The sequence below is a fragment of the Paramesorhizobium endophyticum genome (assembly GCF_014640615.1).
Classification (GTDB): domain Bacteria; phylum Pseudomonadota; class Alphaproteobacteria; order Rhizobiales; family Rhizobiaceae; genus Paramesorhizobium; species Paramesorhizobium endophyticum.
Genome location: NZ_BMHH01000001.1, coordinates 289,670 through 308,400, shown reverse-complemented (window position 1 = coordinate 308,400; position 18,731 = coordinate 289,670). Strand labels below are relative to the sequence as shown.

14 protein-coding genes are annotated in these 18,731 nt (G+C 62.8%); 8 read left to right on the top strand and 6 right to left on the bottom strand.

Annotated features, from left to right (window positions below; translation table 11 throughout):
- Nucleotides 1-393: 393 nt before the first annotated feature.
- Nucleotides 394-2,913, top strand: coding sequence for a ligase-associated DNA damage response DEXH box helicase (locus IEX53_RS01470; protein WP_188820731.1), 2,520 nt, complete (start codon nt 394-396; stop codon nt 2,911-2,913).
- A gap of 14 nt (nt 2,914-2,927) precedes the next feature.
- Nucleotides 2,928-3,626, top strand: coding sequence for a ligase-associated DNA damage response endonuclease PdeM (gene pdeM, locus IEX53_RS01465; protein ID WP_236015999.1), 699 nt, complete (start codon nt 2,928-2,930; stop codon nt 3,624-3,626).
- A 221-nt stretch (nt 3,627-3,847) separates the two neighbouring features.
- On the opposite strand, the gene IEX53_RS01460 is transcribed toward pdeM, so the two are convergent.
- The 3 genes from IEX53_RS01460 to IEX53_RS01450 form a co-directional block, all read right to left on the bottom strand.
- Nucleotides 3,848-4,675, bottom strand: a complete 828-nt coding sequence (locus IEX53_RS01460; protein WP_188820727.1) for a TIGR02186 family protein — start codon at nt 4,673-4,675, stop codon at nt 3,848-3,850.
- A gap of 4 nt (nt 4,676-4,679) precedes the next feature.
- Complete coding sequence (locus IEX53_RS01455) at nt 4,680-5,621, bottom strand: sulfite exporter TauE/SafE family protein (protein WP_236015997.1); 942 nt, start codon at nt 5,619-5,621, stop codon at nt 4,680-4,682.
- Between the two features lie 218 nt (nt 5,622-5,839).
- The gene (locus IEX53_RS01450; RefSeq protein WP_188820725.1) at nt 5,840-8,767 is read right to left on the bottom strand and encodes a peptidoglycan-binding protein; all 2,928 of its coding nucleotides are present in this window, start codon (nt 8,765-8,767) and stop codon (nt 5,840-5,842) included.
- Between the two features lie 462 nt (nt 8,768-9,229).
- Here IEX53_RS01450 and IEX53_RS01445 point away from each other — a divergent pair, with 462 nt between their 5' ends.
- Nucleotides 9,230-9,646: a MerR family transcriptional regulator gene (locus tag IEX53_RS01445; protein WP_236015996.1), complete on the top strand. Its 417-nt coding sequence runs from the start codon at nt 9,230-9,232 to the stop codon at nt 9,644-9,646.
- Nucleotides 9,647-9,682: 36 nt separating this feature from the next.
- On the opposite strand, the gene IEX53_RS01440 is transcribed toward IEX53_RS01445, so the two are convergent.
- Together IEX53_RS01440 and IEX53_RS01435 are read right to left on the bottom strand one after the other, a co-directional pair.
- Complete coding sequence (locus tag IEX53_RS01440) at nt 9,683-10,111, bottom strand: type II toxin-antitoxin system VapC family toxin (protein WP_188820721.1); 429 nt, start codon at nt 10,109-10,111, stop codon at nt 9,683-9,685.
- Nucleotides 10,108-10,359 (bottom strand): type II toxin-antitoxin system VapB family antitoxin, encoded by a 252-nt coding sequence (locus tag IEX53_RS01435; RefSeq protein WP_188820720.1) that lies wholly within the window; start codon nt 10,357-10,359, stop codon nt 10,108-10,110. The genes IEX53_RS01440 and IEX53_RS01435 overlap by 4 nt, the downstream gene beginning before the upstream one ends.
- 236 nt (nt 10,360-10,595) lie before the next feature.
- Between IEX53_RS01435 and IEX53_RS01430 the strand changes: the two genes are divergently transcribed.
- From IEX53_RS01430 to IEX53_RS01410, 5 genes are all read left to right on the top strand, one after another.
- A complete protein-coding gene (locus tag IEX53_RS01430) occupies nt 10,596-12,392 on the top strand; it encodes an acyl-CoA dehydrogenase C-terminal domain-containing protein (RefSeq protein ID WP_188820718.1) in 1,797 nt (598 codons plus the stop codon).
- An 80-nt stretch (nt 12,393-12,472) separates the two neighbouring features.
- Nucleotides 12,473-13,681, top strand: coding sequence for an acetyl-CoA C-acetyltransferase (locus IEX53_RS01425; RefSeq protein ID WP_188820716.1), 1,209 nt, complete (start codon nt 12,473-12,475; stop codon nt 13,679-13,681).
- Nucleotides 13,682-13,881: 200 nt separating this feature from the next.
- Nucleotides 13,882-16,104, top strand: a complete 2,223-nt coding sequence (locus IEX53_RS01420; RefSeq protein WP_188820714.1) for an FAD-dependent oxidoreductase — start codon at nt 13,882-13,884, stop codon at nt 16,102-16,104.
- Between the two features lie 283 nt (nt 16,105-16,387).
- Nucleotides 16,388-17,029, top strand: coding sequence for a S24 family peptidase (locus IEX53_RS01415; RefSeq protein WP_188820712.1), 642 nt, complete (start codon nt 16,388-16,390; stop codon nt 17,027-17,029).
- Between the two features lie 95 nt (nt 17,030-17,124).
- Nucleotides 17,125-17,961, top strand: coding sequence for a transporter substrate-binding domain-containing protein (locus IEX53_RS01410; protein ID WP_188820710.1), 837 nt, complete (start codon nt 17,125-17,127; stop codon nt 17,959-17,961).
- Between the two features lie 293 nt (nt 17,962-18,254).
- Here the strand turns inward: IEX53_RS01410 and IEX53_RS01405 are convergent, their stop codons facing one another.
- Entirely contained in the window at nt 18,255-18,668 is a 414-nt protein-coding gene (locus IEX53_RS01405) for a tellurite resistance TerB family protein (protein ID WP_188820709.1), read from the bottom strand.
- Nucleotides 18,669-18,731 lie beyond the last annotated feature (63 nt).

Here is an 18,731-nt window from a genome sequence, read left to right as displayed (position 1 = left end):
GGGTCGCACCTCACCATGAGGGTGAAGGGTTGCAACGCCGCAGTAGGGTGTTGCGGCCAAACAAATGCCTCGTGGAATGCCCCTCACCCTTACCCTCTCCCCCGCACGCGGGGCGACGGGGGCGTCAACGTTTGCGCCCCTTTCTTCTTCCCGTGCATCCGGCAGAAGGAAGAGGCGAAGACGTCTATGTCCCCCTCTCCCCGTAATTCACGGGGAGAGGGTAAGGGTGAGGGGCTATCCGCGACATTCCAACAGCCCTCATCCTGAGGTGCTCGTGGAGCGCAGCGGAACGAGCCTCGAAGGGCGAGGGCGCTTGGCGCTGCCCCATCAAAACAAGAACAAAAGTGAACAAACCGCTTGGCGGCGGCGCGGCGGCGCATTAGTTTCCTTCGCGTGACCCTGAACGCGAAGCCAAAACCCGCCGACACGCAATTCCCCCTGCCGGAGCCATTTCTGAAATGGTTCCGCGACAAGGGCTGGCAGCCGCGTCCGCATCAGTTGCAGCTTCTGGCCGAGGCGGAGCAGGGCCGCTCGATGCTGCTGATCGCCCCCACAGGCGCGGGCAAGACGCTGGCGGGCTTCCTGCCATCTCTGGTCGACCTGACGCGGCGGACGAAGCGCAAGCCGGGCATGGCCACGCGCGGCATTCACACGCTCTACATCTCGCCCTTGAAAGCGCTGGCCGTCGATATTCACCGCAATCTCGGCATCCCCGTCGAGGAAATGCAGCTTCCCATCACCGTCGAGACGCGCACCGGCGATACCCCCGCGCATAAGCGTCAGCGCCAGAAGCTCGCCCCGCCCGACATCCTGCTGACGACGCCGGAGCAGCTTGCCCTGCTCATCGCCTCCAAGGACGCGGAGCGCTTTTTCGCGGATCTGCGCTATGTCGTGCTCGATGAATTGCACTCGCTGGTCATCTCCAAGCGCGGCCATCTCCTGTCACTGGGGCTGGCGCGGTTGCGGCAGTTGCAGCCCAAGCTGCAGACCATCGGCCTGTCCGCCACGGTGGCGGAGCCAGACGAACTGCGCCGCTGGCTGGTGAGCCAAGGCGAAACAAAGCCTATGGCCGGGCTGATCACCGTGGAAGGCGGGGCGAAACCCGATATTTCCATTCTTGAATCCGCCGAGCGCATCCCCTGGGCGGGGCATTCGGCGCGCTATGCACTGCCGGATATTTATGAGGCGATCCGCGCTCACCGCACCACGCTGCTTTTCGTCAATACGCGCAGCCAGGCGGAAATGCTGTTTCAGGAACTCTGGCGCATCAATGAAGACACGCTGCCCATCGCGCTCCATCATGGCTCGCTCGACGCCGGGCAGCGCCGCAAGGTCGAGCAGGCGATGGCGGGAAATAGCCTGCGCGCCATTGTCGCTACCTCCACCCTCGACATGGGCATCGACTGGGGCGATGTCGATCTGGTCATCCATGTCGGCGCGCCGAAGGGGGCGAGCCGCCTGGCGCAGCGCATCGGCCGCGCCAACCATCGCATGGACGAGCCGAGCCGCGCCATTCTCGTGCCCGCCAACCGCTTCGAGGTGATGGAATGCCGCGCCGCGCTCGATGCCAATTATCTGGGCGCGCAGGATACGCCGCCGCTCGTCGAGGGCGCGCTTGATGTGCTGGCGCAGCATGTGCTGGGCATGGCCTGCGCCGCGCCGTTCAATGCCGACCAGCTCTACGCTGAAATTCGCACCGCCGCGCCCTATGCCGGTCTGCCGCGCGAGGCCTTCGATCGCATCCTCGATTTCGTGGCCACCGGCGGCTATGCGCTGAAAAGCTATGAGCGCTTCGCCAAGATCCGTAAGGCGGCCGACGGCACCTGGCGCGTAAGCCATCCGCGCATCGCCCAGCAATACCGGCTTAACATTGGCACCATCGTCGAAGCGCCGGAACTGAATGTGCGGCTGACCAAATCCGGGCGCGGTAAGGCCTATGGTGGGCGGGTTTTGGGCAAGATCGAGGAATATTTCCTGGAAAGCATGACGCCGGGCGATACCTTTCTCTTCGCTGGCAAGGTGCTGCGCTTCGAGGGCATCCGCGACAATGAATGCATCGCCTCTAATGCCGCCGGGCAGGACGCGAAAATCCCCATCTATGCCGGCGGCAAATTCCCGCTTTCCACCTATCTGGCGGGCGAAGTCCGCGCCATACTGGCCGACCCGAAGCGCTGGGATGCGCTGCCTGACCAAGTGCATGAATGGCTGGAAATCCAGCGCAAGAAATCGATCCTCCCCAAGGCGGGGGAACTGCTGGTCGAGACCTTCCCGCGTGGGCAGCGCTATTACATGGTCGCCTATCCCTTCGAGGGCCGGCTCGCCCACCAGACGCTCGGCATGCTCTTGACGCGGCGGCTGGAGCGGGCCAAGGCGCGGCCGCTCGGCTTCGTCGCGACGGATTATTCGCTGGGTATCTGGGCGCTGGGTGATCTCGGGCGCATGTTTCGCACTGGCGAGCTGCCACTTAGCCAATTGTTCGACGAGGACATGCTGGGCGACGATCTCGAAGCATGGATGGATGAAAGCTATCTCCTGAAGCGCACCTTCCGCAATTGCGCCGTTATTTCCGGGCTGATCGAGCGCCGTCATCCGGGGCAGGAGAAGACTGGGCGTCAGGTGACGGTTTCGACCGACCTGATCTATGACGTGCTGCGCAGCCATGAGCCGGACCACATCCTGCTCAAGGCCACCCGCGCCGACGCCGCCACCGGCCTTCTCGACATCCGCCGCCTGGCCGATATGCTCACCCGCATCAAGGGCCGAATCGTCCACCGCGACCTCGAGCAGATTTCGCCGCTGGCCGTGCCTGTCATGCTGGAAATCGGCAGGGAATCGGTGGCCGGCGAGGCGAATGACGTACTTCTGGCCGAAGCCGCCGATGAGTTGATCCGCGAAGTGATGGGAGAGATATGACCGTAGCGCTACGCATGAGAGAGGACCAAGCCGGCGCGGCTAGGGCGGCCATTGCGGGTGTGGAAGCGCTCTGCGACCCCGCGGGCGCGCTCTATTTTCCCGAAACGCGGCTGCTTGTCGTCTCCGATTTGCATCTGGAAAAAGGCTCCTCCTTCGCCCGGCGCGGCATGATGCTGCCGCCCTACGACACCGCCGCGACGCTCGATCTTCTCTCCGTTATTGTCGCCCGCTACGATCCCGCCACCATCATCAGCCTTGGCGACAGTTTTCATGACGCAAAGGCCTCCGCCCGCCTGCCGGCGCTCTATGTCATCAGGCTGGAGCAGCTCATGGCCGGGCGGCGATGGATATGGATCACCGGCAACCACGATCCCGAAAAGCCGGTGGGCCTGCCGGGCGATGTCGCAACCGAACTGGCGCTCGGCCCCCTGATCTTCCGCCACGAGCCGCAAAAAGGCAGCGCACCGGGCGAGATTGCCGGGCACCTCCACCCGGCCGCAAAGATCATCCGCCGCGGCCGCTCCGTCCGCCGCCCCTGCTTCGCCAGCGACGGCGAACGCCTCATCATGCCCGCCTTCGGCGCTTACACCGGCGCGCTCAACGTGCTGGACAGAGCTTTTCGGGGGCTGTTCGCGGAGGAGCGGCTTTTGGCGTTCATGCTGGGAAGTGAGAGGGTCTATGCGATCAAGCGGGGGATGTTGGTTGGGGGTTAGAATGCGTTTCAGTGGCTAACGATCCCCTTCACCCTCGCCCTTCGAGGCTCCGCTTCGCTCCGCACCTCAGGATGAGGGTGAAGGGGCATCGCGCTTCCGGCAACCCTCAGATGGAGATGAAGGAGCGGCGCCCGCAGTAGCCCTCATGGTGAGGTGCGATTGGAGCGCAGCGAAATGAGCCTCGAACCACGAGGGCGCTTGGCGCTGATAGCATCGGCTCCCTAATCCTTCCGGAACAACAACCTCCCAAACCACCCCGTAAACACCGCCAGAAACACCGCGAACAGACCATACAGAAACCCATGGTTCTGCGCCGCGTCATAGATGCGGTATTCCAGCCCCGCCTTGACGATCTGCAGGCTGGTATCCGCCTCGCGCAGGAACGTGCCATTGCGGAACAGCAGCGCGCGGGCCTTATGCCGCCCCACCGGCACGTTTGCAGGCAGCGACAGCGTGGCGCGGAAGAGCGTCGGCGAGATGAACTCCACGCCGCCGACGCGCTGGGTGTAGAGCCCGTCCTGCGTTTTCATCTCGCGCAGTTGCTGATCGAACTGCCGGATATCCTCCGCAGAGTTTTCGGACGCGACCGCCGCAAGATGGAAATTATCGACGCCGATCGAAAGCTGTTGATAGACCTTCGGCTCGGCTATGTCCTGCAGGCTGCGGGTCGAGGCGAGGGAATAGGAGAGCGGCACGCCGAGGAAGGTCTGCGACTCCGCATTCACCCATACGCCGAGATAGCGGCTCTTCTTGCGGATCACCAGATCGCGGTCCGGGCCTTGCAGGACGACGATAATGTCATAGCGCCCGTGCCGCCTTACCAGCGGGTCGGCATTGTCGAGCGCGCCGAAGATGGTGAGGTCCGTTCCCCGGAAATTCGAGGTGATGGCGATGGTTTCGGTCGAAAGTCCGATCTCGATCGTCTCGGCTTGCGCAGGCGAACTGGCGGGCGCTTCCTCAATCTGTGCCGTCTGGGCGAAGGCGGGCGCGGCGGCCAGGAAAGCGACGCTCGCCAGCAGGATCGGGAAGAAGAGGCGGCGGGCAGGCATAGGCTCACCCATCCGCGAGGGATATCGAGAACAGATTGTCGGGCCTGATGAACAGGCTGAAGGCAAGACGCAGCGCCACCGCCAGCACGAGCAGGGCCAGCAGGAGGCGGAGCTGTTCGCCGCGCAGCTTCTGCCCGGCGCGCGCTCCATATTGCGCCCCAATCACGCCGCCCACCATCAGCAGTAGCGCCAGCACGATATCGACCGAATGGTTGGTCATCGCCTGCATGACGGTGGCGAAGGCCGTGACGAAGGTGACCTGGAACAGCGACGTGCCGATAACGACATTGGTCGGCACGCGCAGCAGATAGATCAGCGCCGGGACCATGATGAAGCCGCCGCCCACGCCCATGATCGCCGCAAGCACGCCGATGATGAAGCCAAGCCCAAGGACGGGAATGACGCTGACATAGATCTTCGAGGCGCGGAACCGCATCTTCAGTGGCAGCCGGTGCACCCAATTGTGCTGGCCGGGCCGCTTCAGCATGGCGGTCTGCCCCTGCCGCACCCGTTGCAGCGCCCGCCAGCTTTCTATGAGCATCAGCCCGCCGACGGTTCCCAGCAGGATGACATAGAGCAGCGAGACGATGAGGTCGAGTTGACCGAGCTCGCGCAGGACCGAGAACAGATAGATGCCGATGAGCGATCCGGCGAGGCCTCCCGCCACCAGAAGCAGCCCCAGTTTGATATCGAGCGTGCGGCGCTTGAAATGGACGAGCGCGCCGGAAACCGAGGAGGCGATGACCTGGTTGACGCCTGTCGCCACCGCGACCGCCGGAGGGATGTTGTAAAAGATCAGCAGCGGCGTGATCAGAAACCCGCCGCTGACGCCGAACATGCCCGAAAGAAAGCCGACCGCCGCCCCCATGCCGAGGATAACCAGCATGTTGACCGATATTTCCGCAATGGGGAGATAAATGCCCAATTCAGAACCCGGTGAAAGCATGATCCCGGAAAATTTTCCCGATACGACCATGCGGATGAACAAAGCCCAGGCGACGCAACCCGCCAGCATTTGAAGAATTCAAATAAGCGTTACCGGGATAATCTCGACGGAAAAAGGGCGGTGGCGCGAGACTCCGCTTTTTATGCCAACATGCGGCAGAATCATCACATTTTCGACCGCTCTTTCCCTCCCCGCAAGGGGGAAGGAAGGGGCAGTGCCTACTGCTTCGCCGCCATCGAAAGCTGCTGGTTCTGCTTGAGCAGCGCTTCCACCAGCGGCTGGTCGACATCACCGGTGGGCTTCATGCCGTTCGCCTTCTGGAAGGCGGCGATGGCCTGGCGGGTCTTGGCCCCCATCACGCCGTCGGGCGTGCCGGCGTCATAGCCGCTGCGGCTGAGGATGAGCTGGATGTTGCGCACGGCCTTTTTCATATCCACCGCGCCTGTGGTCATGGGCTGGCTTTCCAGCCATGCGTCCGGCACCTCCACCGAATTGGCGGCCTCGTTGAGCGGCTTCGCCTTCCATAGCGACACCATCCCCTTGGCCCGCTCCAGCTGTTCCGGCTTCAGGGACCCCGCGATGGCGTCGCGCTTCTGCTCCGCGTCCTTGTCGCCCGACTGGGCGGCGAGCGCGAACCATTTATAGCTCTCTTCCAGGTTCTGCGGCAATCCGAGCCCCTTGGCGGCGAGGATGCCGAGATTGAACTGGCTGTCCTTTACGCCATGCTCGGCCGCCTTGATGAACCAGCGCGCGGCGGCGTTGTTATCGGGTGTGCCGTCTGGGCCCATGGCGTAGAGCACGGCAAGATTGTGCATCGCGCTCGCATTGCCCTGCTCGGCGGCTTGGCTGTACCATTTCTTTGCCTTGGCCGTATCGCGCGGCATGCCAAGGCCCTTTTCGTTGAGATTGCCAAGCCGGTATTGCGCCGGGGCGAAGCCCTTGGCCGCCGCAAGCTCATACCACTGCGCCGCCTTGGCATAATCGCTCTGGACGCCGCGCCCGTCCGTGTAGCGGTTGCCGATCTCGAACAGCGCCTTCGGGTCGCCCTGGGCTGCCGCTGCGCGCAACGCTTCCGGACCGGCCTCAGCAGGGATTTCCGGGATTGAGACCTGCTGTGTTTCGGTTTCGGCTTGCGCCGGGGTGCTCGTTTGCGTAGGGGCCGGAGCGGATGCCTCAGTCTGCGGCGCGGGCTCGGGCGTTGCAGTCGCTGCCCGCGTATGAAGCATTACCGTATCGGCGGGCGGGGGCGGTGCAGGCTGTTCGGCTGGTGCCTCGGGCGTGACGGCCTGGGGTTTCGCGTCCGGCTGCTTTTCAGGCACGGCTGCGGTGCTGCGCGTGTCGAGCGAGGGAGCGGCGGTGGGCGCTTCGGTCAGATTGGCGGCGTCGCCGAACTCGCCCTGCTGGTCGTCCCGGGCAAGGAAGGCCGTTCCCACCTGCAGGCCGGCCATGGCGATCATGATCGCGGCAATCGCCATCAGGACAGGCTTGCGCTGGCGCTGCAGGACGCTGCCGCCGCCCGCTGGCCGCTTCTTTGCCCGCGGCTTCTCGGCTGTCTTCTTCAGGCGCTCGGATTCCGCCGCCGCCGCCTGCGCGGCCCGGCGCGCGGCAATGATGTAATCCGCCTTGCCCGCATCGGCTGGCGCTTCGCCGCCGCGCTCGCGGCGCTCGTCACGCACCCGCTTCAGGATCGTGTTGAGGTCAGGCATTCCGGAACCGGGTTCCAGCGGCTGGTTGGCGAGCTTGATGTCCGCTTCGTCGAGCGGCTCGGCGATGGCGTCCATTTTAGCCATGGAGGCAAAGCCTGGCTCGGCTTTCTGGGCCCGCACAGCCGCTTCGGCCTTCGCGTCATTGTTGCCTCGGCCTTTGACGGCCTTCGCCAGCCCGCCGAACATGGATTTGCGCCCCTCCCGTTCGCTTGCCTTGGGCGCGGCGCGGCCGTCGCTCTTGAGGGCTGCGAGCGCCGCTTCCGCAGCCGCTGCGGCGGGCGACCGCGACATGGCGGGGGATTCGCTCTCGAAAGGCAGGGAAGCCGTGCTCTTCTTCGGCAACTCGATCGGGGTGCTGCCGGGTTTCGCCGCTTCCTCTTCGAGCCGCCCGAGCCGGTCCACGATCTTGATGAGCGTGTCGTGGATCGTCTCGAAGGTCCGGCTGCTGCGCTCGTCGGTGCGGCGGGTAAGCGCTTCCAGCGATTTCAGATCCTGCGCCAGCTGCCGCGCGATCGCCGCATCATCAGGCGAGCCGTTCTTCACCACATGGCGGATTGCGTCTTCCGCCGCCTGCCGCGCCGCGTCCAGCATGGTGTCGCGGCTCGACTTGAGCGACCGCTCGATGGAATCGAGCCGCTGTTCCAGCACGGGCATGCGTGGGTCTGGCTTTGCCAGATGGCGGGCGATTTCCGCCACCTGCGCCTCGAGATTGCGGAACACCTCATGCCCCGGAAAGCTCGTATGCATGGCCGATTGCGCGGCCGCATTGACCGAAAGTTGCTGCGAAATATCCTCGAGCCGGCCTTCCAGGCTTTCGATCAGCCGTGCGTCATGGATGCTGCCGGTATAATGCTCGTCGAGCCGCTGCGCCAGTTCCTCGAACCGGCGGTCGATCTCGCGAATGAAGGTTGGGTCCGGCAGGGCGGAGCGCTCCTCCGCCGCCTCGATCTGTCGCGTCAGGTCCGCCAGATGCTCCTCGATGCGCTCCAGCCGCCGCGCCTCGCTCGGGTCCGGGCGGCGGGACATGCCGGAGGAGAGGATCGCCCGGCTGATCTCGTCGAGTCGCTCATCCATCTGCCGCATGAAGGCGGGCGCGTTGAGATCGCCGCTCGTGCCCTGGCGCTGCTCGAAGGCATCGAAGCGCTCGTCCAGCGAATCCCAGCGGTGGTTGAGGCGGCGCAGCGATTCCTCGCGCGCGAGCGTCTGCACCGTGCGTTTCAGTTCCGCGATTTCATCATGTAGATCGCTGCGGAGCGGCCTGGGAAAGAAGCTGTCCTCATCTGGGTAATAGGAGCGCTCAGCCGGCGCGCGGACGGTGTCTAGCCCCTTGAGCCTGCTCTCCAACTCTTCGAGCGTGCGGTTCAGCCCATCCAGCGGCGACGACGCCCGGCGGGTGCGCTGCGCATTGAGGTCCTCGAGAGGGGAACGCTGGTTTTTCATCAAACTGCCCGCTTTGCAAACTTTCCACGCCGTCACGACCTGAGGTCGCAAGCCCCGTGGAAAGGATAAGAATCTCTGACCACGGATTGCCGACCCGGTACCTTTGTCAAAACGTGGTAAACAACCCGTTAATCCCTGTTTAAGGCGTTGCGGAAATATTCTCCTGCCTCCAAATAAATTGGGAGGCGACGCTTGCAATCCAAAGCTGATTTGGCTATTCGGCAGACGGGGTGCGGAATCTGATTTGGCGGGCGGTTTGCCTGCTGCAATGGGGAAAATTGCGTTCCGATGGCGGCATCATATGGGAAACGACAGTCTAGGCTGGCGCTTGCTGCTTCATGTCCACAAAGCCTTCGGATTGGGTGAGAGATGAGGAAAGCCGGAGCCTTGCTAAGGTCCAAACTGGAAAACGAGAATATGAACGACCACAAGGCCGTTAACTCTCCTGCCACGGTTCTGTTCATGGAAGAGCAGAACGATATCCCGGAAGACAAGGCGTTTCGCATCGGCGATCTGGCCAGCGAATTCGGCGTCTCGCTGCGCACCCTGCGGTTCTACGAGGACAAGGGCCTGCTCAATCCGCGTCGCGCCGGAACCACCAGGCTCTATACGCGCCGCGACCGCACACGGCTCCGGCTCGTCCTGTTCGGGCGCAAGGTCGGCTTCACCCTGCGCGAGGTGAAATATCTGATCGATCTCTATGAGCCCGAGGGTTCCAACATCCGCCAGCTGCGCGCGGTGCTGGATAAATCCACCCGGCAGATCACCCGCCTGGAAGAACAGCGTGCGGCGCTGGACGAGTCGATTGCCGAATTGCGCGGGGTGGTCGATTACGTCCTCGACAAGATGGGTGTCGCGCAGCAGGCCGCGGTTTCGTAAAGTGATTGGCCATGTCGGCCCGTACCGAAATTTCGGTTAGGCCATGTCTGTCTGAGCGAAATCGTCACCCTTGTAGATCAAGGATAATTGGTGGGCCTTGGCGCTCGCATAGGCGAAGCAATCACCAAAATTGAGACCGGCCGGATGGCCTGCGACCTTCCCATATCGGGCCATGGCGTCAAGCGCGCTGGCGCCAATGCGGGTGTCGATGGCGATGTCGCGCGCTCCAAGCGCCTGGACAAACCCGTCTACAAGTTGGCGGGCTTCGGCGATCAATTCTTCCCGGTTCACCCTGCCTTTCGTGGCGATGATCCGCAGCCTGACGAGCGCGGAAACTGCCTCGAACCGCACGAGCGGCGATACATGGATCGGTCCGCCTCTATCGCTCAGCCGTTTTTCCAGTTCCTCAAAGCCGGGTTCCTCGTTCAAAATCGCGACGATGACCGAAGCATCCAGGAAGCTCACTCGCCTTCCTCCCATAGCTCATCCATGAGTTTTTTCATGTCGACGCCGCGCACTGGCGGGCCGAGCCGTTCCCGCGCGCGCTGCCGCAATGCGCTCAGCTTCTCGCGCAAGGGCGTTTCTCCTTCGATGCGCTCCAACTCGTGCATCAAGGCCGTGCGAACCGCATCGGTCTTTGTGCGCGCCCCGGTGCGCAGGCGTAGTTGCTCCGCCAGAAGGTCGACTGTAGGATCTTTGATGAAGAGAGGCATTTGGATTTCCCTTTTCAGATATCCTTATATCCTGCCTGGGATATCCTTGCAATCGCTGGGCAAAGGGATTGTTTTTTGACGTTTACGCAAACGTCAAAATTGGCTAGTGTTGCCATGACATTGCCTTTCCCGGGTGAGAAAGCAGCTCCCCGGATTCCTGATCGACCGCATGATCCCGAAAAAGTTGCGGACTTTTCGGATAAGATCATGTGGCAACTAAAATGTGGAGGAAATTGATGCCGAGCTACCGCGCGCCCGTCGAAGACACGCTTTTCATCCTGAACGATGTTCTGGGCTATGAGCGCTATGACAATCTTCCCGGCTTTGCCGATGCCTCGCCCGATGTGGTCGAGGCGATTTTGCAGGAAGGCGCGAAGCTGGCAGAAAACACGCTGTTTCCGCTGAACCAGGTCGGCGACCACGAAGGCTGCGTGCGCAACGATGATGGCTCGGTGACGACGCCTGATGGTTTCAAGCAGGGCTACGACCTCTATTGCCAGGGCGGCTGGCTGGGCCTCGCCGTCCCCGCCGAATATGGCGGGCAGGGGCTGCCTTACGCGCTGCATGTGGCGGCTGGGGAATATATGTCCTCGGCCAACATGGCGCTGATGATGTATCCTGGCCTGACGCAGGGCGCCATCGCCGCGATCCTCACCCACGGTACCGAGGAGCAGAAGCAGGCTTATCTGCCGAAGATGGTCGAAGGCGTCTGGACCGGCACCATGAACCTGACCGAGCCGCATGCCGGCACGGATCTGGGCCTGTTGCGCAGCAAGGCGGTGCCAAACGGCGACGGCTCCTACAAGATATCAGGGCAGAAGATTTTCATCTCCGCTGGCGAGCACGACATGTCGGAGAACATCATCCATCTGGTGCTCGCCCGCATCGAAGGCGCGCCTGATGGAACCAAGGGCATTTCGCTGTTCATCGTGCCGAAATTCATTCCCGACGAGAACGGCAATCCCGGCAAGCGCAACGGCGTTTCCTGCGGCTCCCTCGAAGAGAAAATGGGCATCCACGGCAATTCCACCTGCGTCATGAACTATGACGAGGCGACGGGCTATTTGATCGGCGGCGAGAACAAGGGCCTGCGCGCCATGTTCACCATGATGAACGAGGCCCGCCTCGGCGTCGCGCTGCAGGGCCTGTCGATTGCCGAAACGGCCTATCAGAACGCGGCCATCTATGCCAGCGAGCGCCTGCAGGGCCGTGCGCTTTCCGGTGCTGCCGAGCCGGAGAAGAAGGCCGATCCCATCATCGTCCATCCCGATATTCGCCGCACGCTGATGACCATCCGCGCCTTCAACGAGGCGGGCCGCGCACTGATCCTCTGGACCGCGCTCAAGGCCGACATCGCCCACCGCTCGCCCGACGAGAAGGAACGCCAGGCCGCGGATGACCTTATCGGCCTGATGACGCCGGTGCTGAAAGGCGTGCTGACCGACAAGGGCTTCGACCATGCCGTCATGGCGCAGCAGGTCTTCGGCGGCCATGGCTATATCGAGGAGCATGGCATGAGCCAGTATGTGCGCGACGCGCGCATCGCCATGATCTATGAGGGGGCGAACGGCATCCAGGCGCTCGACCTCGTCGGCCGCAAGCTGGGCCTGAACGGGGGCCGCGCCGTCATGGCCTTCTTCAAGGAAGTCGGCGATTTCTGCGAGGAGAACCGTGCGAACGAGCAGCTTTCCTTCTTCACCAAGCACGTCAAGAAGGGTCTCAACGATTTGCAGGCTGCCACCATGTGGCTGATGCAGAACGCCATGGCGAAGCCCGACAACGCCGGAGCGGCCTCGACCGACTATATGCATCTCTTCGGTCTCGTCGCACTGGGCTACATGTGGGCGCAGATGGCAAAGACGGCACAAGAAAAGCTCGATGCCGGCGCGGGCGGCAAAAAGGCTTATTTTGAAGCCAAGCTCGCCATCGCCCGCTATTACATGGAGCGCATCATGCCCGAAACCGCCCTGCGCCTCGCCCGCATCCAGACCGGCGCGGACACGCTGATGGCGCTGCCTGCGGAAGCGTTCTAAGACAGTCCAAATATCCGGCAGACGCCTTCGGACACGCCCTCCAGAGGGGATTGAGTGCAAGGCACAAAGGGAGAAGATAAATGGCCGAAGCCTATATTTACGATCATGTCCGCACCCCGCGCGGGCGCGGCAAGAAGGATGGCAGCCTGCATGAGGTGCCGGCGGTACGCCTGGGCGCCAAGGTGCTGGAGGCGCTGCGCGACCGCAACGGGCTCGACACGTCGCAGGTCGACGACATCATCTATGGTTGCGTCGATCCGGTCGGCGAGGCGGGCGCGGTGATCCCGCGTTCCTCCGCCTTTGAGGCGGGCTATGATTTCAAGGCCCCCGGCATGCAGATTTCGCGCTTCTGCGCCTCCGGCCTCGACGCCATCAATTTCGCCGCCGCCAAGATCGCGCAAGGCGCTGATGATGTCGTCATCGCCGGCGGCGTGGAGAGCATGTCGCGCGTCGGCATGGGCATGTCGGGCGGCGCCTGGTACATGGACCCCTCCGTGGGTCTGCCCGGCTGGTTCATGCCACAGGGCGTCTCCGCAGACCTGATCGCCACCAAATACGGCTTCTCCCGCGACGATGTCGACGCCTATGCGGTGGAAAGCCAGAAGCGCGCCGCGAAAGCCTGGGAAAAGGGCTATTTCAAGAAATCGGTCATCCCCGTCAAGGACCAGAACGGCCTCACCATTCTCGATCATGACGAGACGATCCGCCCGACGACTGACATGCAGGCGCTGGCTTCGCTCAACCCGTCCTTCGTCATGCCGGGCGAGATGGGCGGCTTCGACGCCGTGGGCATCCAGGCGCATCCGGATGTCGAGAGCGTCAACCATGTCCACCACGCCGGCAATTCGTCCGGCATCGTCGATGGCGCGGCGGGCGTGCTGCTCGGTTCGAAAAAGGCGGGCAAGGCGCTGGGCTTGAAGCCGCGCGCGCGCATCCGCACCTTCGCCAATATCGGCTCCGACCCGGCGCTGATGCTGACCGGCCCCGTCGATGTAACGGAAAAGCTTCTGAAGCGCGCCAAGATGAAGCTGTCGGATATCGACCTCTTCGAGCTCAACGAAGCCTTCGCCGCTGTCGTGCTGCGCTACATGCAGGCCTTTGACATTCCGCATGACAAGATCAACGTCAATGGCGGCGCCATCGCCATGGGCCATCCGCTGGGCGCCACCGGCGCGATGATCCTCGGCACCGCGCTCGACGAGCTGGAGCGCCGCGATCTCAACACCGCGCTCGTCACGCTATGCATCGGCGCGGGCATGGGCACCGCCACCATCATAGAACGCGTCTGACCCCCTTTTTACCCTCCCCCTTGCGGGGAGGGTGGCCCGAAGGGCCGGGTGGGGGGTGGTGACGGTTGCACACCAACAGGCAATCACAGCGCGCTGCCTTTACCACCCCCATCCGCCCGCTAACGCGGGCACCTTCCCCGCAAGGGGGAAGGGAGGCCAATCGCCACTGCCGCAACAGATTTTTGAGGAGGAACTCTCCAATGGCTGAATACAAGAACTTCAAATTCGACGTTGACGCTGATGGTATCGCTCTCGTCACCTGGGACATGCCCGACAAATCGATGAACGTCTTCACCGAAGAGGTGATGGAAGAGCTCGACGCCATCGTCGATCGCGTGATGGGCGACGCCGCGATCAAGGGCGCGGTCATCACCTCGGGCAAGGACACCTTCTCCGGCGGCGCGGACCTGACCATGCTCAAGCGCATGTTCCAGCTGTTCCACGAGGAAAAGGCGAAGAACCCGCAAAAGGCGGTGGAGCTTCTGTTCCAGAATTCCGGCCGCATGGGCGGGCTGTTCCGCAAGCTCGAGACCTCGGGCAAGCCCTGGGTCTCCGCCATCAATGGCACCTGCATGGGCGGCGCGTTCGAGATGTCGCTTGCCTGCCATGGCCGTGTCGCCTCCGACGCGCCGGGCGTGAAAATGGCGCTGCCCGAGGTCAAGGTCGGCATCTTCCCCGGCGCCGGCGGCACGCAGCGCGTCCCGCGCCTGACAAATCAGCAGGACGCCCTGCAGATGATGACGACAGGCCAGAACCTGACGCCGCAGCGCGCCAAGGCGATGGGCCTGATCCATGAGATCGCCCCGGCCAAGAAGCTGATCGAGACCGCCAAGAAGATGATCAAGAACGGGCTGAAGCCGGTCCAGCCCTGGGACGAGAAGGGCTTCAAGCTGCCCGGCGCGCCGATCTATTCGGCGGCGGGCGCCAATCTCTGGCCTGCCGCAAGCGCCATCCTGCGCCGCGAGACCTATGGCAATTATCCGGCTGCCGCAGCCATCCTGAAATGCGTCTATGAAGGCCTGCTCGTGCCCTTCGATACGGGCCTCAAGATCGAGCAGCGCTATTTCACGCAAATCCTCCAGACGACGGAAGCGGGCATGATGATCCGCTCGCTGTTCGTCTCCCTGCAGGAGCTGAACAAGGGCGCGCGCCGCCCGGCGGATGTGAAGCCGACGAAGTTCACGAAAATCGGCGTCATCGGCGCAGGCTTCATGGGCGCAGGCATTGCCTACGTCACCGCCAAGGCCGGCATTCCTGTCGTCCTCATCGACCGCGACCAGGAATCCGCCGACAAGGGCAAGGCCCATTCGGCTGACTTGATCACCAAGGAAATCCAGAAGGGCAGGGCGACCGAGGCGGACAAGGAAAAGCTCCTCTCGCTCATCACCGCCACGCCGGATTACGCAGCGCTCGAAGGCGCGGACCTCGTAATCGAGGCCGTGTTCGAGGACCGTGAGGTCAAGCGCGAGGCGACCGAGAAGGCGGAGGCAGTGCTGAAATCCTCAGGCGTGTTCGCCTCCAACACTTCGACTTTGCCGATCACAGGCCTCGCCAAGGTGTCGCAGCGCCCGAAGAACTTCATCGGCATCCACTTCTTCTCGCCCGTCGACAAGATGATGCTGGTGGAAGTGATCCTCGGCAAGAAGACCGGCGACAAGGCGCTGGCCGTGGCGCTCGATTATGTCCGCGCCATCAAGAAGACGCCAATCGTCGTCAACGACACGCGCGGCTTCTACGTCAATCGCTGCGTGCTGCGCTACATGTCGGAAGCCTACAATATGCTGATCGAAGGCGTGCCCCCGGCGATGATCGAAAACGCCGCCCGCATGGCCGGCATGCCGGTCGGCCCGCTGGCGCTCAACGACGAGACGGCTATCGACCTCTCGCAGAAAATCCTCAAGGCGGCGCTCGCGGATTTGGGTCCGAAGGCGGTCGATCCGCGCCATGTCGAGCTGGTCAATACCATGGTCGATAAATATGACCGCAAAGGCCGCAAAAACGGCAAGGGCTTCTACGATTATCCGGCAAAGCCCGCCAGGAAGCATCTGTGGCCGGAGCTGAAGACGCTCTACCCGCAGCAGGACCCGGACAAGATCGACGTCGAGGAACTGAAGCAGCGCTTCCTGTTCGTCATCGCGCTGGAAGCGGCGCGCGTCATGGAGGAAGGCATCGTCACCGACCCGCGCGAGGCCGATGTCGGCTCCATCCTCGCCTTCGGCTTCGCTCCCTATACGGGCGGCACGCTCTCCTATATCGACGGCGTGGGCGCGAAGAAATTCGTCAAGCGCGCCAAGGAGTTGCAGAGGAAGTACGGAGCCCAGTTCAAGGCCCCCAATCTGCTTCTCGATATGGCGGAAAAGGGGGAAACCTTCTACCAGCGCTTCGATCCGTATAAGGCGGAGCCGCAGAAGCAGGCGGCTTGATCCGGCACTTTCCCTCCCCCTTGCGGGGAGGGTGGCCCGAAGGGTCGGGTGGGGGTGATAAAGGCAGCGCGCTATGATTTCAGGTGGTGCACAGCCGTCACCACCCCCATCCGCCCGCTACGCGGGCACCTTCCCCGCAAGGGGGAAGGAGCAGGCCCTCCCACCCCGCTTTTTTTCCTATTCCCCATCCCCATTCATAGATAAATCATCGGCCTCAATCCCTGTCTTGCCTGCCCGACAAAAAAGAGGTATTTTTTCCTGACGCCATCAGGAAAAGTTCGTCATGATCTCTCATGAGCGCGTATGGGCTGCCATAGATGCGTTGGCCGAGCGCTATTCGCTGACGCCCTCGGGTCTTGCTCGCCGCGGGGGGCTGGACCCCACCACCTTCAATAAGTCCAAGCGCTATGCCGCCGATGGCCGCGCCCGGTGGCCTTCGACGGAGTCGCTTGCGAAGGTGATGGAGGCGACCGGGGCGTCGCTTGACGAATTGATGGAACTGATGCGCGAGGGGGAGGGGACTGCACCAGCCCCCGCCGCCAATGCGCGCGCGGTCCCGTTTCTGAGCCTTGCGCAGGCAGGCAGCGGCAATTTTTTCGATGATGCGGGCTTCCCCACGGGGCAGGGCTGGGATGTGCTGGAATTCCCCCCCGCCGGTGCCGTCTATGCGCTGGAAGTCTCCGGCGATTCCATGCTGCCATTCTATCGGGATGGCAACACGCTGATCGTCGCGCCCGGCGCATCCATCCGCCGTGGCGACCATGTCCTCCTGAAGACGAAGGCAGGCGAGGTTACGGCGCGCATATTGCACCGCCAGACACCCCGCGCCGTCGAGCTTCTTCCCGCCACGGCAGGCGAGCCCAACCGCATTCTTGACGCCGCTGACGTGGCATGGCTCGCCCGCATCATCTGGGCGAGCCAGTAACCGGGACATTGCATTGCCGAAATGAGCGCGAAGGATTGACCGACATCCGCCAGCCGATGCTAAGCTCGTGGCATGTTCTGCTCACCGGAGGGCCCATGAGATTCGCAGTGTTGGTTTTGGCCTTGATCCTCGGTTTTTCCTTCGCATCGGCCCCTGCCATGGCGGCCTCGCCTGACATTCCGTATTTATGGGATCGCCGTGAACGCATCGCCAAGCCGGACCTTTCCAAATTGCGCCGCGTGCGGTTCCTGACGACGGCCGACTTCCCGCCTTTCAATTTCATCGACAGCGGCGGCAGGCTTGCCGGCTATAATATCGATCTGGCGCGCGCCATCTGCGATGAGCTGGGAATAGGCGATATCTGCCAGGTCGAGGCGGTCCCCTGGGGCGAACTGCTACCCAAGCTGAAGAGTGGCGACGGCGAGGCCATCATCGCAGGGCTCGAGCCGACGGCGGAAAACCGCATGGAGTTCGCCTTCTCGCGGCCCTATCTCGGCCTGCCGGCCCGCTTCGTCACACGGCGCGACGCCATGCTGGACGAGCCGCTCAATCTCAGGAACAAGCGCGTCGGCGTCCTCGGCGGAACCGCGCATGAGGCAATGCTGCGCCGCTATTTTCCCAGCGCCGTCATCGAGAATTTTATCGGCAAGGAACAGCTTTTCGCCAACCTCAAAAGCGGCAAGCTCGATGCCGCCTTCGGCGACGGCATGACGCTGTCCTTCTGGCTCGGCGACAAGGCGTCGGAGGGCTGCTGCGCCTTCTCGGGCGGCCCCTATCTCGGTCCTCAATTCCTGGGCTCCGGCCTGGCAATCGCTGTCTTGGGCGATAATGCGCAATTGGCAAAAGCCTTCGACCACGCGCTGGAGGCGCTGGAGCAAAAAGGCGTCTTGGCGGAGCTTTATTTGAAATATTTCCCGATCGGGTTTTATTAGGACGGTTGATGGAATCGCCAGAATTCCGGTTTTGGACCGTTATTGTCTGGAGACGTAGAGGCATGGATCCCAGTGACAAGCACTGGGATGACGGGTTGCTTTGGCTGCTAGCAAACCACCTCCGACCTCTCCGCTTGGCAGAAGCGTATCAGATATTGGAAGCAACACCTCCACCCCGTCATCCCAGTGCTTGTCACTGGGATCCATGCCTCGACTGCGCCGCAGCCGCTACGATAAAAGAATATCCCCTCGTTTCGATCCCGAAAAGCTGACGTTTCGGGATCGCGGCCGAACTAAGCCAGTTTGCGGAACCGCACCCGCGCGCTGCGCTCGATCGCCGCGACGGTAAGCTCGTCGAGGTTCCAGCGGTCGCGCAGCATCTGGAGAAAGCGCAGTTCCTCCTGCTCCACATGCAGGTCGGCGGCGGCGACTTCCACTGCCAGCGCATAGGCGGTGTCGTAAAGCCGCTCGGGCAGCGTTTCATGGGCGATATCGAGGATGCGCTCCAGCCCGTCCTCATCTTCCAGATGGGCATAGCAGCGCGCGGCCAGCTCAGGAAGTCGGACGGGGTCGAACCCGCGGAACACGGGGAGGCGGCTGACGATATTGCCGATGGAGGAAAGTTCGGCATCCGTCATGGTCGTATCCGCCACCGAGGTGGTGACCATGATATAGACAAGCGCATCCTGCGGCGAAATTTCTGACATGCCTTCCTCGCATCCTTTCAAAATCCGCCGCGAAACTAGAAGCACGGCAGCAAAGGCGCAAGG